This is a genomic window from Antarcticirhabdus aurantiaca (genome assembly GCF_009765365.1).
In the GTDB taxonomy this organism is placed as follows: Bacteria; Pseudomonadota; Alphaproteobacteria; order Rhizobiales; family Rhizobiaceae; genus Antarcticirhabdus; species Antarcticirhabdus aurantiaca.
In genome coordinates, this window is the sequence record NZ_VTOM01000006.1 from 46,865 (window position 1) to 66,319 (window position 19,455).

The following is a 19,455-nucleotide window of genomic DNA, read 5'->3' on the forward strand; positions in this document are numbered from 1 at the left end:
CGGCTCGCAGGGTTCCGCCCTTCGACCGACCAGAAGGACGGACCCATGCCTCAGCTCCTGCCCGGCAGCGACCTTTACTTCCTCCTGTGGGACGTGGCCCGCCTTTGGCGCCAGGCCCTGGAACGCGCCGTCGGCTCCTCCGGCCTCGCGTTGACCGCCGGCGAGGTGCGCACCCTCGCCAACGTCGCCCATTACGGCGGCCTGCGCCAGACCGCGCTCGCCGAGCGCATGGGCATCGAGCCGATGACGCTGTCGGGCTTCCTGGAGCCGCTGGAGAAGCAGGGTCTGGTGACGCGCTCGGTGGATCCGACCGACCGCCGGGCCAAGGTCATCGAGGCGACGCCCGCCGCCTTCGAGGTGTTCGAGCGCCTGCGCGTGCCCGTCGGATCGATCTTCGACGAGGTGACGACCAGCGTCGGCCCGCTCTCGGTGGAAACGCTGGAAGCGCTGCTTCTCGCCATGCGCGGTGCGCTGGGTAGCGTCAGTGCCGCGCCGACGCCCGCGCCGGCCGTGCTTCCCAAGGTTGCCTGAGGCGCGCTCGCGTCGAGCCCGGCAAAAAAGTCTTACTTTTGCATTCGCCGGGCGGGACAAGCGCGTTTCGAGCGGCTAAACAGCTCGTCGGAGCGCCGCTTCGGGGAGAGGCGGATCCGGCGCGGCATCGCGCGGGCCAGTCCCGCCGCCCGTTCGATCCCGATTTTCCCCTTCCCGTCCGGCGCGGCAACGCAATGATGGGACCTGGGCCATGACACTGACCGGAAGCCTCCTGATCGGGGGCACCGAGCGCCGCGGCACCAACGGCGAGATCCGCGGGCTCGACGCCGCCACGGGCGAGAAGCTGGAGCCCGCCTTCGGCGGCGCGACGCTTCAGGACCTCGACGAGGCCTGCCGCCTGGCGGCCGAAGCCTTCGACACCTATCGCGAAACGAGCCTCGAGGACCGCGCCAAGTTCCTCGAGACGATCGCGCAGAACATCCTCGACATCGGCGACGAGCTCGTCGAGCGCTGCGTCCTGGAAAGCGGCCTGCCGCGCGCCCGCGTCGAGGGCGAGCGCGGCCGCACCGTCGGCCAGCTCCGCCTCTTCGCGAGCGTCGTGCGCGAGGGCTCGTTCCTCGGCCTGCGCGTCGATCCGGCGATCCCCGACCGCAAGCCCCTGCCGCGCGTCGAGCTGCGCCTGCGCAACGTCTCGGTCGGCCCGGTCGCCGTCTTCGGCGCCTCCAACTTCCCGCTCGCATTCTCCGTCGCTGGCGGCGACACGGCTTCGGCGCTCGCCGCCGGCAGCCCCGTCGTCGTGAAGGCGCACTCCGCCCATCCCGGCACCTCCGAGCTGGTCGGGCGCGCCGTCACCAAGGCGGTCAAGGACTGCGGCCTGCCGGCCGGCACCTTCTCGCTCCTCTTCGATTCCGGCCGCGCCGTCGGGCAGGGGCTCGTCGCCGACCACCGCATCAAGGCGGTCGGCTTCACCGGCTCGCGCACCGGGGGCACGGCGCTGATGAAAATCGCCGCCGAGCGCCCCGAGCCGATCCCGGTCTATGCCGAGATGAGCTCGATCAACCCGGTGATCCTCTTCCGCGCCGCGCTCTCGAACCGCGGCGAGGCGATCGGTAGGGCCTTCGCCGCCTCCCTCACCATGGGCGCGGGGCAGTTCTGCACCAATCCCGGCCTCATCCTCGCCGTCGAGGGAGACGGTCTGGAGAGCTTCATCGCCGGCGCCTCCGAGGCCCTGAAGGCCGCGCCCGCCTCCACCATGCTGACGCCCGGCATCCACAAGAGCTACTGCGAGGGCGTCGCCAAGCTGACGAGCCACGGCAGCGTCGAGAAGCTGGCCGAGGGTCAGGTCGGCGAGCGCTTCCAGGGCCAAGCGGCCCTCTTCGCCACCCGGGCGGCCGACTTCCTGTCGCACAAGGAGCTCCAGGAGGAGGTCTTCGGCTCGTCCTCGCTGATCGTGCGCTGCCGCGACGAGGCGGAGCTCGCCCGCGTGATCGACGCGCTGGAAGGCCAGCTCACCATCGCGCTCCACATCGACGAGCCGGACCATGCGAGCGCCAAGGCGCTTCTGCCCAAGCTCGAGCTGAAGGCCGGGCGCCTTCTCGTCAACGGCTTCGGCACGGGCGTCGAGGTCGGCCATGCCATGGTGCATGGCGGGCCGTATCCGGCGACCTCGGACGGGCGCACGACTTCGGTCGGCAGCCTTGCCATCGCCCGCTTCCTGCGGCCAGTCTCCTACCAGGACATGCCGCAGGACCTGCTTCCGCAAGCCCTGCGCGACGGCAACCCGCTGGGCCTGCCGGTGCGCACCGACGGCAAGCTCGGCTGAAACGGAACGGGGGAACGCGGGGATGGACGGGACGCATGCCGACGAGCCCGCCCCTCCCCGGTCCCGCCGCGCGCTCTTTGCGGACCATCCGGACCGGGCGGCCGCGCAGGACGAGATCCACGCGCGGCCCATCGTGCCGATCGTCGCCCCGGCGCGCGTGCGCCGGGTCGTCTTTCTCCTGCCCCGCGAGCCCGAGGCCGGGCGTGCCGCCGCCGAGCGGCTCGCCGCCTGGTGCCGGGCGAACGGTCGGCCGGGGCCCTCGGCCGACCTCAGGCGCTTCAGCTACCGGGTGGGCGAGCGGCAGGTCGTCTGGGAGCTCCACAACGAGTTCGTCACCTTCACCTGGACCGGCCGGGCAGACGATGCCGAGCCCTGGCCGGACACGATCGGTCTCGAAATGGAGACCGAGGCGGGGAACAGCGTCGGGCTCGCCACGCGGGTCGACCTCCTCGATCTGGCGACGATCCCCGTCCAGGCGATCGCCGGCTTCGACGGGCTGCATCTCTGCCGCTCGGTGATCGAGGAGGGCCGCGCCGAGATCGCGACCGACTTCACCATCGACGCGGCGGGCTACACGCGCTTCGAATTCGCGGCCGGGCAGCTCGGGCCCACGCTCACCGGCATCATCGTGCGCCGCATCCTGGAGATCGAGACCTATCGCGTCCTGTCGCTGATCGGCATCCCGCTCTCGCGGGCCGTGTCGCCGGCCATCGGCGCCCTGGAGCGCCGGCTCGCCGAGGTGCTCGAAGCGATCGGTCGCGCCAGCACCACGGCCGACAATCAGGCGGCCCTGTCGCGCCTCCACCAGCTCCAGATCGAGGCCGAGGCGCTGGGGCACGAGACGCGCTACCGCTTCGCCGCGAGCCGGGCCTACGGCCGCATCCTGGCGCGGCGGCTCGACAGCATGGGTGAAACGCCGTCCGGCGAGTTCCGCTCGCTGAAGCGCTACCTGACGCACCGGCTCGACCCGGCGCTCTGGACCTTCGAGTCGATCCAGCGCCGCCAGGATGCGCTGAACGAGCAGATGGCCACCACCACCGCCATGCTGAACGCGCGCATCGGCATCGACGTCCAGGCCCAGACGCAGACGATCCTCGCCACCATGTCGCAGACCACCCAGAGCCAGCTCCGGCTGCAGACGACGGTCGAGGGTCTTTCGACGATCGCGATCTCCTACTACGCGCTCGGCATCGTCTCGACGGTGCTGAAGGGCGTCTATGACGGGACGGAGCACCAGAAGGCGCTGATCCTCGCCGCGCTCGCGCCGCTCGTTCTGCTCCTCACTTGGCTCGGCATCCGCCGGATCCACCGCCGCCACAAGCACTGACGAGGAGCCGGGCAGCTGCCCGCCTCCGCAAGACCGCCCGGAAGCGGCGGCGTCAGCCCTCCAGCAGCGCTTCCAAAGCGAGGTGGTAGGAGCGGTCGCCGAAGCCCGCGATGACGCCGCGGCAGACGGGCGACAGGTAGGAATGGTGGCGGAAGCTCTCGCGGGCGTGGACGTTGGAGAGGTGCACCTCGATCGCCACGGCCTTCGACGCCTTGATCGCGTCGGCGAGGGCGATGGAGGTGTGGGTATAGGCGCCCGCGTTGATGATGACGCCCGCGCCGGCAAGGCCCGCCTCCTGGACGAAGGACACGAGCTCGCCCTCGATGTTGGACTGGCGGAAGACCAGCTCGGCGCGGGTCCCCGCCCGCGCGCGCAGGTCACGCTCGATGTCGGCCAGCGTCTTGGCGCCGTAGATCCCCGGCTCGCGCGTGCCGAGAAGGTTGAGGTTCGGTCCGTTGAGGACGACGATCGTCGAGAAGCCCATGAACCCAGGGATTCGCAGCGCCCGGGGCCGGCGTCAAGACCCACCTCAGGCGAGCGCCAGGACCGCCGCGCGCAGGCTCTCGGTGAGCTGGCGGCCGTCCGGCAGGACGTCGGCCTCCGGCGCGGGAATGACCTCGCCGACGGTGAGGCGGATCGAGCGGCCGTAGAGCTTGGCGAAGGCGCCGATCAGGAGCCCGTAGCGCATGGTCTGCGACCACTTGCTGACGAGGTGGAAGAGCGGCCCGTTCTGGCCCCGGACATGGACGGGCAGGACGGCCGCCCGGCCGGCGCGCACGAGCCGGGCGGTGAACTGCTTCCAGGGCAGGTCCTCGGCCGCGCCGAACATGCGATTGGCGGTGGCGACGCCGCCGGCGGGAAACACGATGATCGTCGTGCCCTCGGCGAGGAGGCGCATCGCCTCGCGGCGGGTGGCGAGGTTCAGCGCCTGCGCCTCCCGCGTCTCCTGGAAGGAGACAGGCAGGCCGTAGGCCGCCATCTCGCGGACCTTCATCAGGTCGTTGGCGATCAGGATGCGGAACGGGCGGCCGAGCGACTCGGCCAGCGCCAGGAGCGCCACGCCGTCGCCGATGCCGAAGGGATGGTTGGCGACGATGATCAGCCGCTCGGGCACCGGCCGGGGCACCGGCCAGGCGCCGCCGACGTCGAGCCGGATGCGCATGAGATCCAGCATGGAGCGGAACTCCCAACCCGGCGCCTCGGCCGCCCGCTGGCGCCAGACGCCGTAGAGGCGGGCGAGCTTTCGCCGGCCGGCCGCCGCCTCCATCGAGCGGATCACGACGCGGCGGATCAGCCGGTCGTTCGGGCGGGCATAGGTGAGTTCGGGATAATGCATGGCGGCGGCCGGAAGCGGGTTCGGGTCGCCGGGTTCTTCCAGAAGTCTGCGAAGCTGCGATGACGCCGCGGCGTCAGCTCGATGACGCCGGACCGAAACGGGCGACGGTGCGGGCCGCCCCGTCCGAAAGAAGGGACGACAGCCCCCGCGCCACCGCCGCCCGGAAGGGCTCGGAGGCCGGCAGGTCCGTGCCGAACACCTCCGCGAAGCCGAGATAGGCGTCGAGGAGGCCGTCGACGTCGCGCGGCCGCTCGCTCGTCGCCTGCGCGAAGCGGTCGGCGAGCGGGTCGCGCACGTCGATCGGCTCGCCGGCCTCGTTGCGGCCGGTGGCGTAGACCATCCAGGCCGCGACGCCGAGGGCGGCGCGGTCGATCGGACGGCCGGCCGCGAGGTTGTCGCGGATCGTGCCGAGGAGGCGCTGCGGCAGCTTCTGCGAGCCGTCCATGGCGATCTGCCAGGTGCGGTGGCGCAGGGCCGGATTGCGGAAGCGGTCGAGAAGCTCGGCGCGATAGGCCGCCAGGTCGAAGCCGGGCAGGCTCGGCAGGGTCGGCGAGGCTTCGCGTTCCATGAGGCCCGCCAGGAGCTCGGCGAAGCCCGGCGCCGCCATGGCGTCGGCGACGGTCTCGTGGCCGGCAAGGTAGCCGAGATAGGCGAGCGTCGAGTGCGAGCCGTTGAGGAGGCGCAGCTTCATCAGCTCGAAGGGCTCGACATCGGCAACGAAGGTCGCCCCAGCCGAACCCCAGTCGGGCCGGCCGGCAGGAAAGCGGTCCTCGACCACCCACTGCGTGAAGGGCTCGGTCATCACCGGCCAGGCGTCGTCCTGGCCGAGCGCCTCGGCGACCATGGCGCGGTCGGCGTCGGTGGTCGCCGGCACGATGCGGTCGACCATGGTCGAGGGAAAGGCCACCTCGCGCTCGACGAAGGCGCCGAGCTCGGGGTCGCGCAGGTGGGCGAAGCGGGCCACAACGCGCGCCGCGGTGTGGCCGTTGGCCGGAAGGTTGTCGCAGGACAGGACGGTGAAGGGCGGCACGCCCGCGGCGCGGCGGCGCGCCAGCGCCTCGACCAGGAAGCCCGGCGCCGAACGCGGCGCGGCCGGATTCTCGAGGTCGTGGCGGATGTCTGGATGGGTCTCGTCGAGCTCGCCCGTCGCCGGACGGTGGCAGTACCCTTTTTCCGTGACGGTGAGGGACACGATGCGCGTGTCCGGCGCGGTCATCGCGGCGAGCACGGCCTCCGGGTCCTCCGGGGCGACGAGGCAGCGCAGGATCGAGCCGACGACGCGCAGGCGCGTGCCCTCGCCGCTGCGCACCGCGAGCGTGAAGAGGTCGTCCTGGGGCGCCAGCGCGTCGCGCGTGTCGGGGCTGCGCAGCGACACGCCGACGATGCCCCAGGCGGGATCGCCCGCCGCCAGCGCGTCCTCCGTGTAGACCGCCTGGTGGGCGCGGTGGAAGGCGCCGAGGCCGAGATGGACGATGCCCTCGCGCAGGGCCGCGCGGTCGTAGGCGGGGCGGGCGACGCCCTCCGGCAGCGCGGCGAGCGTCGTCTGCGACAAGCGGGTCATGCGAGGTCCTTTCAGTGTGCCGGCTGCGACTGCTTGGCGCGCGCCACGATCTGCGTCGGGTTGACGAAGCGCAGCGCCAGGACGAGCCAGAAGAGCGTCGTCACCATGTAGACGACGGCCATGGCGTCGATCGACTGCGAGGCGCGAACACCCGAGGCGAAGACCGCGTAGTAGAGCGAGACGACGAGGGTCTGGCTGGTCGGCCCGGCGACGAGGAAGGTCAGCTCGAACATCGCGATGGTGCGGACCAGGACGAGAAGCAGTGCCGCCAGCATGCCCGGCAGGAGGAGCGGCAGGAGGATGCGCGCGAAGAGGCTCCAGGTGCCGGCGCCGAAGACGCGGGCCGCCGCTTCGACGCGGGGGTCGATCTGCTCGATGAAGGGGATCATCACCAGCACCACGAAGGGGATCGAGGGCACGAGGTTGATGATCACGACGCCCCAGAAGGAGCCGCCGAGACCGACCTGGTAGAGGAGGGTCGCGAGCGGGATGCCGTAGGTCAGCGGCGGCACGAGGAGCGGCAGAAGAAACAGGAGGACGGCGAAGCGCTTGCCGGGAAAGTCCCGCCGCGCCAGCGCGTAGGCCGCGGTGATGCCGATGAGGCCCGACAGGAGCGTCACCAGGAAGACGATCTGGAAGGTGACGAGAAGGACGTCGGTGAGCTGGAACTCGCTCCAGGCGGAGAAGTACCAGCGCGTCGTCCAGCCGACCGGCAGGAGCGTGCCGAGCCAGCGCGTGGCCAGCGAGTTCGTCACCACCGCCGCGATGACGCCGAGGAGGTTGAGGACGAAGAGGATGGCGAGCGCCCAGACGGCGGCGCGCCAGAGTTTCGAGCCGATGCCCTGATCGCGGATCATGAGGTCAGCCTTTCGTTCCGCCGGCCGGGCCGCGATAGAAGAGCCCGCGAAGGCCGAGGACCGCGAGCACCACGGCGAGCTGGACGACGCCCATGATGATGGCGATCGCCGAGCCCAGGGAATGGTTGTATTCCTCGAAGGCCGCCGAATAGGCCGCGATCGAGATGACGCGCGTGGGGCCCGCCGGCGCGCCGAGAAGCACGGCCGAGGGGAACACCGCGAAGGCCTGGACGAAGGCGAGGCAGAAGGTGACCGCCAGGCCCGGCACCAGGAGCGGCAGGAAGACGCGGGTGAAGCGCCGACGGGCATTCGCCCCGAGGGTCGCGGCCGCCTGCTCGATCGCCGGGTCGATGCCCGACACGTAGGAGAGCGTCAGCAGGAAGGCGAAGGGAAAGCCGGTGATCAGGAGCGAGGCGAAGACGCCCCAGTAATTGTTGGTGAGGCGCAGCGGCCCGTCGATGAGGCCGATGAAGAGAAGCGCCTGGTTGAACCAGCCGCGCGGCCCCAGGAAGTTCAGGAGCCCTTCGGCGACCAGCACGGTGCCAAGCGTGATCGGCAGGACGAGGATGGTGGTGAGCAGGCGCTGGCGCCGCATCAGCCGCACCCGGAAGGCGATCGGCACGGCGAGCGCGAGGTTGACCAGCGTCACCGGCAGAGCGAGCCAGAGCGTCGCGGCGATCGTGTTGTAAAGGAAGGGCTCGGAGAAGAAGCGCCGGTAGTTCTCGTACCAGGCGCCGGTCTCCGGCGTGACCGAATCGACGATCCCGTAGACGAAGGGGTAGACGAAGAGCGCCAGGATCGCGAGGAGACCGGGCAGGACGAGAAGCGTCGTGCCGTCGAGCCCACGCGCGGCGAGCCGCGTCTTCAAGGAGAGCCGTTCGGGGGCCGAGGACCGGCCCGGGGCGGAAAAGGCCGCGTCGGTCATCGCCCCCCTCCCGCGAACACGAGGGTGCGGGCCGGGTCGAAGCGCAGCGTCACGCTCTCGCCGCTCGGCAGCGAGGTTTCGGCCCGGAAAAAGACGACCGTGCCGTCGTTCAGCGCTGCCGAGCCGAACCAGGCCCGGCCGCGATATTCGATCGAGCGCACGCTCGCCGGCACGCCCTCGCCGGTCCCGCGCGTCGCCACGAGGTCCTCCGGCCGGACCGACACGGTGACGCTCGCGCCCGGCGCGTGGTCGCGCGCGGCGGGAAGCGTCAGGCGCCCGCCGGCCGCCTCCACCAGTCCCGACGCGTCCGCGACGCGGCCGGCGATGCGGGTGCGAAAGCCCATGAAGTCGGCGACGTCGACGTGGTTCGGCCGCTCGTAGAGGTCTTCGGGGCCGCCGACCTGGCGGATCACGCCGTTCGACATGACGACGATCCGGTCGGCGAGCGAGAGCGCCTCGTCCTGGTCGTGCGTGACATAGATGGTGGTGGAGCCGATCGCCTCGTGGATCGCCCGGATCTCGGCGCGCATCTCGAGCCGCAGCTTGGCGTCGAGGTTAGACAAGGGCTCGTCCATGAGGACGATGGGCGGGCGGATGACGATGGCACGGGCGATCGCCACGCGCTGCTGCTGGCCGCCGGACAGCTGTCCCGGCAGCTTGGCGCCCTGCTCGCGCAGGCGCACGAGGTCGAGCGCGGCGTCGATGCGCTCCTCGGCCTCGGCCTTGGGCACGCCCCGCATGGCGAGGCCGAAGCCGACGTTCTTGCGGATCGTCAGGTGGGGAAACAGCGCGTAGGACTGGAACACCATGCCGAAGCCGCGCTTTTCCGGCTCCAGCTCGTGGATCGGCCGCCCGTCGAGGCGGATCTCGCCACCGGTGAGGGCGAGAAGACCGGCAATGCAGTTCAGCGCCGTCGACTTGCCGCAGCCGGAGGGGCCGAGCAGCGCGATGAACTCGCCGCGCTCGACGGTGAGGTCGATGCCGGCCAGCGCGTTGTAGTCGCCGAAGGCGCGCTTGAGCCCGACGAGTTCGAGGCGTCCGCCGCCCGCCTGGGGCGGGACGGCGCGAGCCGCGGCCTTGGGGCTGATCGTGTGGGCGTTCATCGCGATGGCTCCGGAACGGATCGAAGAAGAAGCGCCGGGCGCGAGGCCGGCCGCCGAAGCGCCCGATCCGGGCGGCTTCCTGTCGTGACGGGTCGCGGCCCCTCCCCGACCGGGAAGGAGCCGAAACGTCGATTGTCTCTGTTGACCGGGCTCAGCCCTTCTTGGCGCCGATGCGCTCGTCCCAGAGGCGGAAGGCCGTCACGAGCTTGTCGGCGTCGAGCGGCGTTTCCATCGGGTTGTTGGCGATCCACTCGTCGTATTGCGGACGGCCGAACTCCTCGATCGCGAGGCGGCTCTCCTCCGGCGCCATGGAGAGCGGCACGTCCTTCACCGCCGGGCCGGGATAGAAGTAGCCCTGGTCGTAGGCGTAGGCCTGGCTTTCGGGCGTCAGCATGAAGTTCATGAGGTCGAGGAGAACGGCGAGCTTCTCCTCCGGCACGCCCTTCGGAACCACCATGTAGTGGGCGTCCGTCACCCAGTGGAAGCCGGCGAGCGTGCCGACCTCGGCTTCGGCCGGCACCGTGCCGAGAACGCGCGGGTTGATGTCCCAGCCGGTGGTGGTGACGACGATATCGCGCGTGCCCTCGCCGAACTCGCGCATGGTCTGCGTCGTGCCCGAGGCGTAGTACTCGATGTTCTGGCCGAGCTCCTCGAGATAGGCCCAGGTCTTGTCCCAGCCCTTTTCGGGATCGCGCGGATCGGCGTCCTTCAGGAGGTAGGGAAGGCCCATCAGGAAGGTGCGCCCCGGCCCGGAATTGGAGGGGCGGGCGTAGATGAACTTGTTCGGGTTCGCCTTGGTCCAGGCGAGGAGTTCCTCGGCGGTCTTCGGCGGCGTCGCCACGCGGTCGGGCATGAATTCGATCAGCGGGCCGGACGGATAATAGGACACGACGACGCCGTGGTCCTTGGCCATCCCCTGCATCTTGAAGGCCTGGGGGATGTAGATGCCTTCGAGGTTCGGCAGGTCGGCCTTATAGGGCGAGAGGTCGGTCCAGATGCCCTGGTCGAGGCCGGCCGAGAGCGCGTCCGTGCCGGTCAGCACGAGGTCGATGTCGACGCGGCCGGCGGCCTGCTGCGCCTTCAGCTTGGCGGGAAGCTCGGGCGCCGGCGCCTTGGTGAAGGCGATGCGGCTCGCCCATTCGGGCTTGGCCTCGGTGTAGCGCTCCATGGCCGCCTGGGTCAGCGCCAGGTTACCGGCGACGTCGGCGACGGTGATGGTCACCGGGCTCGACGGGGCGGCGAGCGCGGCGAAGGCCTTGCCGCCGAAGAGCGTCGCGCCGGCGGCGGCCGCGGTGGTCCCCATGAAGCGTCTGCGGGTCATGCGCATGGTGTGGTCCTCCCTTGTCGCCCGCGGCTCCCGACCGGGGCTGGCATTCTTCAGAGCCGGTAGGCGTTCTTCGCCAGCCGGTAGGCGAGATCGTGGGCGACCTCGTGCGCCTCGTCCTCGTCGAGCCGGCCGTCGCAGACGAGCCGGGCGAGGAAGGCGCAGTCGACGCGCCGCGCCATGTCGTGCCGCGCCGGGATCGACAGGAAGGCGCGCGTGTCGTCGTTGAAGCCGACGGTGTTGTAGAAGCCGGCCGTTTCCGTCGTCGTTTCGCGGAAGCGGCGCATGCCCTCGGGGCTGTCGAAGAACCACCAGGCAGGCCCCAGCCGAAGCGCGGGATAGTGCCCGGCAAGCGGCGCCAGCTCGCGCGAATAGGACGTCTCGTCGAGCGTGAAGACGATCACGGTGACGCTTGGATCGTTGCCGACGGCGGCGAGCAGCGGGCGCAGCGCCTCGACGTAGTCCGTGCGGCTCGGAATGTCGGCGCCCTTGTCGAAGCCGAAGCGGGCGAAGAGCGGGGCGTTGTGGTTGCGCACCGAGCCCGGATGGATCTGCATGACGAGGCCGTCCTCGCGGCTCATGCGGGCCATCTCGGTCAGCATCTGGGCGCGGAACAGCTCGTTCTCGGCCGGGTTCGAGCGGCCCGAGCGCACCGCCTCGAACAAGCGCTCGCAGTCGGCCGCGGGAAGGTCGGCGGTTCGCGCCGAGGGATGGCCGTGGTCGGTGGCCGTCGCGCCGCGCGCCTTGAAGTAGGCGCGGCGGGTTCTGTGCCCCGCGAGATAGCCGGCCCAGGTCTCGGTCTCGCCGGTCAGCTCGAAGAAGCGCGCGAGGGCGTCCTGGAAGCCCGGACGTTCGGGATCGACCACGGCGTCCGGCCGGTAGGTCGGAAGCACCCGCCCCCGCCAGCCGCTGGCGCGCACCGCGTCGTGGTGCCTCAGATCGTCGAGCGCCGAATCCGTCGTCGCGATCGCCTCGATGCGGAAGCGCTCGTAAAGGGCGCGCGGGCGCATGTCGTCGCGCCCGAGCGCCTCGGCGATCCGGTCGTAGAGCGCGTCGGCATTGTCCGCCGTGAGCCGCTCCTCGATGCCGAACACCGTCTGGAGCGAGTGCTCGAACCAGAGGCGCGAGGGGGCGCCCCGGAAGAGGTGGTAGTGCTCGGCGAAGAGGCGCCAGATCCGGCGCCCGTCGGTCTCGACCGCGCCGCCGTCGGTGCGCGGCACGCCGAGCGCTTCGAGCGGCACGCCCTGCGAGAACAGCATGCGGAAGATGTAGTGGTCGGGAACGACGAACAGTGCCGCCGGGTCGGGAAAGCGCCCGTTCTCGGCGTACCAGGACGGCTCGGTATGTCCGTGCGGGGACAGGATGGGCAGCATCTCGACGCCCGAGAACAGGCGCCGCGCGACATCGCGCGCTTCCGGCTCGATCGGCAGAAGCCTATCCGGGTGCAAGCCCATCCGTCCTCCCTTTCGCCGGCCCGCCGCGCGGGTCTCCGTCCGGCCTTGGCAGGTTGGTACAATTGATATACTAGCATGTCAATTCCGGACCGTAAGGAATCCTGATGTCCGACGAGGCCCTTCTCGATGCCGTCTCCGCCGCGGCGCGTCCCGTCGCCAAGGCGCGCCGGATCACGTCCGCCACCCAGATCTTCGAGGCCCTGCGGGCCGAGATCGTCGCCTCGCGCCTGCCGCCCGGCACGCCGCTGCAGGACCGGATGCTGATCGAGCGCTTCGGCGTCAGCCGCACGCCCGTGCGCGAGGCGCTGATCCGCCTCGCCGAGATCGGGCTCGTGGACGTGCGCCCGCAGGCCGGGACCTTCGTGTCGCGCGTGCCGGTCAACGCGATCCCCGAGGCCGTCCTGATCCGCAAGGCGCTGGAAGGCATCACGGTTGAAAAGGCCGCCGAGCGCGCGACGGAGCTTGGCCTTCGCGGCGTCGACGCGACGATCCGCCGGCAGAAGCAGGCCGCGGCCGCCGACGACGTCGACGCCTTCCACGAGGCGGACGAGGCCTTCCACGCGGCGATCGCCGAGGTCGCCGGCCATCCCGGCATCTGGTCCCTGCTCGCGCTGGTGAAGGTGCAGATGGACCGGGCGCGGCGCCTGACCCTGCCGGTGCTCGGGCGCATGGAGCAGGTCATCGCCGAGCACCAGACGATCCGCGCCTGCCTCGCGGCCAACGACGCGGCGGGAGCCAAGGCGGCCATGACCGTGCATCTGAGCGCGGTCATCCCCGACGTCGACGCGCTGAAGGGGCGCTACCCCACCTATTTCGTTTGAGCAGAGTTCCGGCAACCAGAACGGGCCGGACGGGAGGACAGGCATGCGCCAAGGATGGCGATGGTTCGGGCCGGCGGCGCCGGTGACGCTGGAAGAGGTGCGCCAGGTCGGAGCGACGGACGTCGTGTCCGCGCTGCACGAGGTGCCGATCGGCGCGGTGTGGAGCGCCGAGGCCGTCGAAGCGCGGCGCGAGATGATCGAGACGACCGCGCCGGGGCGCGTGCCGCTCCGCTGGTCGGTGGTGGAGAGCATCCCGATTCCCGACGCGGTGAAGCGCACGGGCGGGGCGGCGAAGCCGGAGATCGAGGCCTGGATCGCGAGCCTCGAGAACGTCGGCCGGGTCGGCATTCCGATCGTCTGCTACAACTTCATGCCGGTGGTGGACTGGTGCCGGACGGAGCTCGACTTCGTCACCGACACGGGCGCGACCGCCATGCGCTTCGACGTCGACACCTTCGCGGCCTTCGACCTCTTCATCCTGGAGCGCCCGGGCGCAGAGGCCGACTGGTCGGCCGAGGACCGCGCCCGCGCCAAGACCATCTTCGAGGCGATGGACGACCAGGCGGTCTCCAATCTCGTGCGCAACATCGCGAGCGCCCTGCCCGGATCGACCACCGAGCCGCTGACGATCCCCGCCTTCCGCAACAAGCTGGAGCAGTATCGCGCGATCGATTCGGCCAAGCTCCGCCAGCACCTGATCGAGTTCCTGGCAGCGGTGACGCCGGCGGCCGAGAGCGTCGGCGTGAAGCTGACGCTGCACCCGGACGATCCGCCGCGCCCGCTCTTCGGCCTGCCGCGCGTGGCGTCCACGGCCGAGGACTACGCCGCCCTCTTCGAGGCGGTCCCCTCCCCCGCCAACGGCATGTGCTACTGCACGGGCAGCCTCGGCGCGCGGGCGGACAACGACCTGCCCGCGATCGCCCGCCGCTTCGCGTCCCGCATCCACTTCGCGCACCTGCGCAACACGCGACGGGAGGCCGATCCGAGGACCTTCCACGAATCCGCGCATCTCGACGGCGACACCGACATGGTCGCGGTGCTCAAGGAGCTGGCGGCCGAGGACAAGCGGCGAAGCGCCGGCGAGACGATCGTGTTCCGCTCCGACCACGGCCACCGGATGCTGGACGACCTGTCGAAGACGGTGACGCCCGGCTACCCGGCGATCGGCCGGATGCGGGGACTGGCCGAGCTTCGTGGCATCCTTCATGCGCTGGGCCACCCGCCGGAGACGGTACGAGCGGCTTGAACGCTCGGAAGCCGATGTTCCGACGCTGCTCCCTTCTCCCGCTGGCGGGAGAAGGTCGCGGCAGCGGGATGAGGGGCCCGAAGGGCGGGCGAGACGCGTGGCTCGCCCAGGGGTGCCGAAGGCGAGCGTCGCGGTCGCGAAGTTCCTCGTTGGGCCGCTTGCGCGGCCGACACCCTCACCCGGCCAGCTGCGCCGGCCACCCTCTCCCGCAAGCGGGCGAGGGAAGGCAGCGCCTTATCCTGAAAAGCCGCTCAGCCCGCCGCGCGGCGCTTGGTCTTGAAGGGCTCCATGCCCGCGCGCGCCAGGGCGTCGGCGCGCTCGTTCTCGACGTGGCCGGCATGGCCGCGGACCCAGTGGAAGGTCACGTCGTGGCGGTCGCGCTCGGCATCCAGGGCCTGCCAGAGCTCGGCGTTCTTGACGGGCTTGCGGTCGGCGGTCTTCCAGCCGTTGCGCTTCCAGCCGTGGATCCACTTGGTGATGCCGTCGCGCAGATATTGCGAGTCGGAATGCAGGTCGACGACGCAGGGACGCTTGAGGAGCCTCAACCCCTCGATGGCGGCGAGGAGCTCCATGCGGTTGTTGGTGGTGACGGGCTCGCCGCCCTTCAGCTCCTTCTCGGTGCCCTCGAAGCGCAGGATCGCGCCCCAGCCGCCGGGGCCGGGATTGCCGGAGCAGGCGCCGTCCGTGAAGATGGCGACGCGCTTGGGGGCGGTGGTGGTCGTCTCGGTTTCGCTCAACTCGTCAGCCTTTCCGCGGGCACGCCATATTCGGCGACGCTTCGCACGCGCTGGTGAAAGAGGAGTTTCCGAAGGTACTCGACCGGATCCTTCTTCGTCACGAAGCTGCCGTCCGGCGTGTTCAGCCAGTCGTAGAGGCGGGTGAGGCAGAAGCGCATGGCCGCGCCGCGGGCGAGCAGCGGCAGGGCCTCGATCTCGGCCGGTGTGAGCGGGCGCACGCCGGCGTAGCCGCCGAGCATCTTGGCGCCCTTGGTCGCGTTGAACGAGCCGTCGGGCTCGAAGCACCAGGCGCAGAGCGCGATGGCGAGGTCGTAGGCGAGGAAGTCGTTGCAGGCGAAGTAGAAATCGATGAGGCCCGACAGCTCGCCCCCGAGAAAGAAGACGTTGTCGGGAAAGAGGTCGGCATGGATGACGCCGGCGGGCAGATCCGTCGGCCAGTTCGCCTCGAGGTGGTCGAGCTCTGCCTGGATGGTCTCGCCCAGACCGGGGCGGACCTCGTCGGCTCGGCCGTCGCAGGCCTCGAAGAGCGGGCGCCAGGCGGCGACGGACAGGGCGTTGGGCCGCGGGATGGGAAAGTCCGCGGCGTCGCGGTGCATGCGGGCCATGGCGGCGCCGACCTCGCGGCACTGGTCGGCCGAGGGGCGGCGCGTCCACATGCCTTCCAGGAAGGTGAAGATCGCGGCCGGGCGCCCGGCGAGCTCGCCGAGCGTCTCGCCTGCCCCGTTGGCGACGGGCAGCGGGCAGGACAGGCCGCGGGCGGACAGGTGCTCCATCAGGCCGACGAAGAAGGGAAGGTCGCCCCTGGCGACGCGCTTCTCGTAGAGCGTCAGGATGAACGTGCCGGCATCGCAGCGCAGAAGGAAGTTGGAGTTCTCCACGCCTTCCGCGATGCCCTTGTAGGACAGGAGGCGGCCGAGATCGTAGAGGCCGAGAAAGGCCGAGAGATCGGGCTCGGTGACGTCGGTGTAGACGGCCATGGGTCTCGCTTCGGCTCTCAGGCGGCGTCGGAAACGGGGCTCGAGCGGCGCTCGCCGTTGACGAAGGCCATGTCGGCACTCTCCAGCGGCACGTCGCGAAGCGTGCGCAGGACGGGGAAGTTCTCGTCCTCGATCGCGGTTCGCACCAGCTCGATCGTCACGTCGAACCGGGCGCGCAGGGCCTCGACGATGCCGTCGATGAGGACTTCCGGGGCCGAAGCGCCGGCCGACATGGCGAGGACGCCGCCGGCCGGGATGCGGTCGAAGGGCAGGTCCTGCGGGCCTTCCACGAGGATCGAGCCCTTGGCGCCGGCGCGCGTCGCGACCTCGACGAGGCGCTTGGAGTTGGACGAGTTCGGCGCGCCGACGACGAGAAAGAAGTCTGCGCCGGGCGCCGCCGCCTTCACCGCTTCCTGGCGGTTGGTGGTGGCGTAGCAGATCGAGTCGCTGGAGGGCGCCGCCATCTGAGGAAAGCGCGCCTGAAGCGCGGCGATCACCTCGGCGGTGTCGTCGAGCGACAGCGTCGTCTGCGTCACGAAGCCGAGCTGCGCGGCATCGAGCGGCTGGAGCCGGCCGACGTCCTCCGGCGTTTCGACGAGAGTGATCGTGCCCTCCGGCAGCTGGCCCATCGTGCCGACGACCTCCGGATGACCCTTGTGGCCGACCAGGATGACGTGGCGGCCGCGCTTCACGTGCAGCATGGCCTGCTTGTGGACCTTGGAGACCAGCGGGCAGGTCGCGTCGAGATAGAGCATCTCGCGCGCTTCGGCCGCGGCCGGCACGGACTTGGGCACGCCGTGGGCGGAGAACACCACCGGGCGTCCGTCGTCGGGGATCTGGTCGAGCTCCTTGACGAAGACCGCGCCCATGGCCTTCAGGCCTTCCACGACGTAGCGGTTGTGGACGATCTCGTGGCGCACGTAGACCGGCGCCCCGTGCTTCTTCAGCGCGAGCACCACGATCTGGATCGCCCGGTCGACGCCCGCGCAGAAGCCGCGCGGCTCGCACATGCGGAGCGTCAGCGGCGGCAGGGTCGGGCGGCGATCGAGGATGGATGACACGGGGATGGTGGCTCCGGGAGCGGGGCGGCGGGGCAAGGCGAGGCGAGGCTTGGCGGCTCCGGCCGAATGAAGGGATGGCGCCGCTCGCTGTCAAGGCGTGGCCGGTCGGCGCCAGCGCTTGACGAGGAAGCCGCCATACATGACGGCGAGGGTCAGCGCGAGGCCGTACCAGGTGATCGCGTATTGCAGGTGGTTGTTGGGCACGTCGACGATGGTCGTGCCGCCGACCGGCCAGCCGCCGGGTGCGGCACCCGGGCCGGCATCGAGAAGGAAGGGCAGCACGCGCTGGCCGGCGGGAAGGTCGAGCCCGGCCGAAAGGTCGGCGATGTCGGCCCAGAAGAAGACGTTTCGTTCCGGATCGTTCTCCGGCACGAACCAGCCGGACTGGCTCGGCCGCTCGTTGCGGGCAAGGCCGCGCACCTCCGTGCTGCCCTCGCCCTGACCTTCGCGCCGCGTCGCGGGATCCTTGCGCTCGTAGGGGACGAAGCCGCGATTGACGAAGAGGATCCCCTGCCCGTCGTCGAGCACCATGGGCACGTAGACGTTCCAGCCGGCCTGGCCCGCATGGGTCGACAGGAAGAAGCGCTCGTCCGCGTTGAGAAAGCGGCCCTTGGCGACCGCGGGCCGGTAGTCGACGTCGCCGGTCTCGGCAGCGATGGCCGCGATCTCGGCGATCGGCATGGGCGCGGCGCCGAGGCGCGCCTCGATCGTGTCGATGATGCCCTGCTTCCAGTGCAGCCGCTCGACCTGCCAGGTGCCGAGAGCCAGAAGGATCGCGAGAGCGACGAGGACGCCGGCATGGGCGACCCAGCGGCGCAGGCGCGAGGGCTCGCGCGGCTCGGCGAGCATCGTTTCGGTCCCGCTCATGCCCGCGTTTCCGGCGGCACGTCGAGGCGCCCTTCCGCGGCCTTGTTGCGATACTGCACGGCGACCAAGAGACCCTTCATCATGCGCAGGAGCGGCAACGACAGGATCAGCGTCAAAGGGAGCCAAAGGACGAAGTGGACCCAGATCGGGGGCGCCAGCGTCAGCTCCAGCCAAAGCGCGCCGCCCAGGATCACGAAGCCGACGAGAAGGATCACGAAGGCGGTCGGACCGTCGCCCGAGTCGATGAAGGCGTAATCGAGCCGGCAGCGCGGGCATTCCGGCGCGAGCTTGAGGAAGCCGGAAAAGAGCTTCCCCCGGCCGCAGCGCGGGCAGCGGCCGGACAGCCCCGCCTTGACCGGGTCGGCGGCGGGCGCGGCGCGAAGCGAGGGGGCGTCGGCCATGATCGTGGGTCCTTCAGAACGCGCGAAAGGCGACCGGTCGGGCCGGCCGCCTTTCGCGGATATGGCGATCGTCGCGGGCGGCCGCCACGGGGCGGCACGCCGCGGCCCGTCAGCCGGCGTGGAGCGGCGCGCCCCAGCTGCCCCAGACGTAGATGGCGAAGAACAGGAACAGCCAGACGACGTCGACGAAGTGCCAGTACCAGGCCGCCGCCTCGAAGCCGAAGTGCTTCTCCGGGGTGAAGCCGCCGCGCACCGCGCGGATCAGGCAGACCAGGAGGAAGATCGTGCCGACGAGGACGTGGAAGCCGTGGAAGCCCGTCGCCATGAAGAAGGTCGAACCGTAGATCGAGCCGGCGAAGGCGAAGGGCGCATGGGCGTATTCGTAGTACTGGACGTAGGAGAAGATCGCGCCGAGGATGACCGTCAGCGTCAGGCCCCAGACGAGGCCCTTGCGGTCGTTGTGCAGCATGGCGTGGTGCGCCCAGGTGACGGTCGTGCCCGAGAGCAGCAGCGTCACCGTGTTGAACAGCGGCAGGTGCAGCGGATCGAGGACCTCGATGCCAGCCGGCGGCCAGACGCCGCCGAGGACCTGCGTGCGGGAGACCTGCACGGCCTCGTTCGGGAACAGACTGGCGTCGAAGAAGGCCCAGAACCAGGCGACGAAGAACATCACCTCGGAGGCGATGAACATGATCATGCCGTAGCGCAGGTGCAGCGCGACGACCCGGGTATGGTGCCCTTCCTGGCCTTCCTTGATGGTGTCCGACCACCAGGCGTACATGCAGTAGAGGACCAGCGCGAGACCGAGGAAGAAGATCCAGGGCGTCGCGAAATCGATCCCGAACAGCAGCATCTGCTGCGCCGAGATGTGGCGCATCCAGGCGACGGCGCCGAACAGCATGACGAAGGCGCCGAGCGAGGCGAGGAAGGGCCACGGGCTCGGGTCGATGATGTGGTAGTCGTGATGCTTGGCGTGCGCCTCGGCCATGGGTCTTCCCGCTTCCTCAGTTCGGCGTGCCGTCGCGTCCCCCCGGGCGGCGCCCGTCGACACTCCGACGTCTGGTTCCGTGCCGGCGACCGCGAAGCCAAGCTCCGAGCGGCCGCCCTCGTCTTCATTCATCCCGCCGCGGCGGGATCGTCAAGC

At 70.6% G+C, this 19,455-nt stretch carries 19 protein-coding genes; 5 read left to right on the forward strand and 14 right to left on the reverse strand.

Annotated features, from left to right (window positions below; genetic code table 11):
* Positions 1-45 precede the first annotated feature (45 nt).
* From FZN60_RS08640 to FZN60_RS08650, 3 genes are all read left to right on the forward strand, one after another.
* Complete coding sequence (locus FZN60_RS08640; protein WP_158873076.1) at positions 46-531, forward strand: MarR family winged helix-turn-helix transcriptional regulator; 486 nt, start codon at positions 46-48, stop codon at positions 529-531.
* 211 nt (positions 532-742) lie between these two features.
* Positions 743-2,314 (forward strand): aldehyde dehydrogenase (NADP(+)), encoded by a 1,572-nt coding sequence (locus FZN60_RS08645; protein ID WP_158873077.1) that lies wholly within the window; start codon positions 743-745, stop codon positions 2,312-2,314.
* Between the two features lie 22 nt (positions 2,315-2,336).
* On the forward strand, positions 2,337-3,641 hold the full coding sequence (locus FZN60_RS08650; protein ID WP_158873078.1) for a DUF3422 domain-containing protein: 1,305 nt from the start codon (positions 2,337-2,339) through the stop codon (positions 3,639-3,641).
* A 52-nt stretch (positions 3,642-3,693) separates the two neighbouring features.
* Here FZN60_RS08650 and aroQ read toward each other — a convergent pair whose 3' ends face one another.
* From aroQ to uxaC, 8 genes are all read right to left on the reverse strand, one after another.
* Positions 3,694-4,125 (reverse strand): type II 3-dehydroquinate dehydratase, encoded by a 432-nt coding sequence (aroQ, locus tag FZN60_RS08655; protein ID WP_158873079.1) that lies wholly within the window; start codon positions 4,123-4,125, stop codon positions 3,694-3,696.
* A 45-nt stretch (positions 4,126-4,170) separates the two neighbouring features.
* Entirely contained in the window at positions 4,171-4,977 is an 807-nt protein-coding gene (locus FZN60_RS08660; protein WP_158873080.1) for a 1-acyl-sn-glycerol-3-phosphate acyltransferase, read from the reverse strand.
* Between the two features lie 73 nt (positions 4,978-5,050).
* Positions 5,051-6,538, reverse strand: coding sequence for a mannitol dehydrogenase family protein (locus FZN60_RS08665; protein WP_158873081.1), 1,488 nt, complete (start codon positions 6,536-6,538; stop codon positions 5,051-5,053).
* A gap of 11 nt (positions 6,539-6,549) precedes the next feature.
* Positions 6,550-7,395 (reverse strand): ABC transporter permease, encoded by an 846-nt coding sequence (locus FZN60_RS08670; RefSeq protein ID WP_158873082.1) that lies wholly within the window; start codon positions 7,393-7,395, stop codon positions 6,550-6,552.
* A 4-nt stretch (positions 7,396-7,399) separates the two neighbouring features.
* Positions 7,400-8,320 carry an ABC transporter permease gene (locus tag FZN60_RS08675; RefSeq protein WP_158873083.1) on the reverse strand — a complete coding sequence of 307 codons (921 nt, stop codon included), beginning with the start codon at positions 8,318-8,320 and terminating at the stop codon, positions 7,400-7,402.
* The gene (locus FZN60_RS08680; protein ID WP_158873084.1) at positions 8,317-9,423 is read right to left on the reverse strand and encodes an ABC transporter ATP-binding protein; all 1,107 of its coding nucleotides are present in this window, start codon (positions 9,421-9,423) and stop codon (positions 8,317-8,319) included. Before FZN60_RS08680 ends, FZN60_RS08675 begins: the two co-directional genes overlap by 4 nt.
* Before the next feature lie 151 nt (positions 9,424-9,574).
* Complete coding sequence (locus FZN60_RS08685; protein WP_158873085.1) at positions 9,575-10,750, reverse strand: ABC transporter substrate-binding protein; 1,176 nt, start codon at positions 10,748-10,750, stop codon at positions 9,575-9,577.
* Between the two features lie 50 nt (positions 10,751-10,800).
* Complete coding sequence (uxaC, locus tag FZN60_RS08690; RefSeq protein ID WP_158873086.1) at positions 10,801-12,201, reverse strand: glucuronate isomerase; 1,401 nt, start codon at positions 12,199-12,201, stop codon at positions 10,801-10,803.
* A gap of 104 nt (positions 12,202-12,305) precedes the next feature.
* On the opposite strand from uxaC, the gene FZN60_RS08695 reads away from it, so the two are divergent.
* Both FZN60_RS08695 and uxuA read left to right on the forward strand, forming a co-directional pair.
* Positions 12,306-13,022, forward strand: coding sequence for a GntR family transcriptional regulator (locus FZN60_RS08695; protein WP_158873087.1), 717 nt, complete (start codon positions 12,306-12,308; stop codon positions 13,020-13,022).
* Between the two features lie 43 nt (positions 13,023-13,065).
* Complete coding sequence (gene uxuA, locus FZN60_RS08700; protein ID WP_158873088.1) at positions 13,066-14,268, forward strand: mannonate dehydratase; 1,203 nt, start codon at positions 13,066-13,068, stop codon at positions 14,266-14,268.
* A 251-nt stretch (positions 14,269-14,519) separates the two neighbouring features.
* Here the strand turns inward: uxuA and rnhA are convergent, their stop codons facing one another.
* The 6 genes from rnhA to FZN60_RS08730 all read right to left on the reverse strand — a co-directional run bounded on the left by rnhA (position 14,520) and on the right by FZN60_RS08730 (position 19,299).
* Positions 14,520-15,005, reverse strand: a complete 486-nt coding sequence (gene rnhA / locus FZN60_RS08705) for a ribonuclease HI (RefSeq protein WP_158873089.1) — start codon at positions 15,003-15,005, stop codon at positions 14,520-14,522.
* Positions 15,002-15,982 carry a homoserine kinase gene (locus FZN60_RS08710; protein WP_158873090.1) on the reverse strand — a complete coding sequence of 327 codons (981 nt, stop codon included), beginning with the start codon at positions 15,980-15,982 and terminating at the stop codon, positions 15,002-15,004. The genes rnhA and FZN60_RS08710 overlap by 4 nt, the downstream gene beginning before the upstream one ends.
* 17 nt (positions 15,983-15,999) lie before the next feature.
* Positions 16,000-17,034, reverse strand: coding sequence for a 4-hydroxy-3-methylbut-2-enyl diphosphate reductase (ispH, locus tag FZN60_RS08715; RefSeq protein ID WP_255475925.1), 1,035 nt, complete (start codon positions 17,032-17,034; stop codon positions 16,000-16,002).
* A 99-nt stretch (positions 17,035-17,133) separates the two neighbouring features.
* Entirely contained in the window at positions 17,134-17,910 is a 777-nt protein-coding gene (locus FZN60_RS08720) for an SURF1 family protein (RefSeq protein WP_246726669.1), read from the reverse strand.
* Positions 17,907-18,311: a DUF983 domain-containing protein gene (locus FZN60_RS08725; RefSeq protein ID WP_158873091.1), complete on the reverse strand. Its 405-nt coding sequence runs from the start codon at positions 18,309-18,311 to the stop codon at positions 17,907-17,909. Before FZN60_RS08725 ends, FZN60_RS08720 begins: the two co-directional genes overlap by 4 nt.
* Before the next feature lie 109 nt (positions 18,312-18,420).
* Positions 18,421-19,299 (reverse strand): cytochrome c oxidase subunit 3, encoded by an 879-nt coding sequence (locus FZN60_RS08730; RefSeq protein ID WP_158873092.1) that lies wholly within the window; start codon positions 19,297-19,299, stop codon positions 18,421-18,423.
* Positions 19,300-19,455 lie beyond the last annotated feature (156 nt).

Bases quoted from the DNA above. Each gene is read 5' to 3' on its own strand.
- FZN60_RS08640 (WP_158873076.1), top strand. From the start codon at position 46: ATGCCTCAGCTCCTGCCCGGCAGCGACCTTTACTTCCTCCTGTGGGAC.
- FZN60_RS08645 (WP_158873077.1), top strand. From the start codon at position 743: ATGACACTGACCGGAAGCCTCCTGATCGGGGGCACCGAGCGCCGCGGC.
- FZN60_RS08650 (WP_158873078.1), top strand. From the start codon at position 2,337: ATGGACGGGACGCATGCCGACGAGCCCGCCCCTCCCCGGTCCCGCCGC.
- aroQ (WP_158873079.1), bottom strand. From the start codon at position 4,125: ATGGGCTTCTCGACGATCGTCGTCCTCAACGGACCGAACCTCAACCTT.
- FZN60_RS08660 (WP_158873080.1), bottom strand. From the start codon at position 4,977: ATGCATTATCCCGAACTCACCTATGCCCGCCCGAACGACCGGCTGATC.
- FZN60_RS08665 (WP_158873081.1), bottom strand. From the start codon at position 6,538: ATGACCCGCTTGTCGCAGACGACGCTCGCCGCGCTGCCGGAGGGCGTC.
- FZN60_RS08670 (WP_158873082.1), bottom strand. From the start codon at position 7,395: ATGATCCGCGATCAGGGCATCGGCTCGAAACTCTGGCGCGCCGCCGTC.
- FZN60_RS08675 (WP_158873083.1), bottom strand. From the start codon at position 8,320: ATGACCGACGCGGCCTTTTCCGCCCCGGGCCGGTCCTCGGCCCCCGAA.
- FZN60_RS08680 (WP_158873084.1), bottom strand. From the start codon at position 9,423: ATGAACGCCCACACGATCAGCCCCAAGGCCGCGGCTCGCGCCGTCCCG.
- FZN60_RS08685 (WP_158873085.1), bottom strand. From the start codon at position 10,750: ATGCGCATGACCCGCAGACGCTTCATGGGGACCACCGCGGCCGCCGCC.
- uxaC (WP_158873086.1), bottom strand. From the start codon at position 12,201: ATGGGCTTGCACCCGGATAGGCTTCTGCCGATCGAGCCGGAAGCGCGC.
- FZN60_RS08695 (WP_158873087.1), top strand. From the start codon at position 12,306: ATGTCCGACGAGGCCCTTCTCGATGCCGTCTCCGCCGCGGCGCGTCCC.
- uxuA (WP_158873088.1), top strand. From the start codon at position 13,066: ATGCGCCAAGGATGGCGATGGTTCGGGCCGGCGGCGCCGGTGACGCTG.
- FZN60_RS08710 (WP_158873090.1), bottom strand. From the start codon at position 15,982: ATGGCCGTCTACACCGACGTCACCGAGCCCGATCTCTCGGCCTTTCTC.
- FZN60_RS08720 (WP_246726669.1), bottom strand. From the start codon at position 17,910: ATGAGCGGGACCGAAACGATGCTCGCCGAGCCGCGCGAGCCCTCGCGC.
- FZN60_RS08725 (WP_158873091.1), bottom strand. From the start codon at position 18,311: ATGGCCGACGCCCCCTCGCTTCGCGCCGCGCCCGCCGCCGACCCGGTC.
- FZN60_RS08730 (WP_158873092.1), bottom strand. From the start codon at position 19,299: ATGGCCGAGGCGCACGCCAAGCATCACGACTACCACATCATCGACCCG.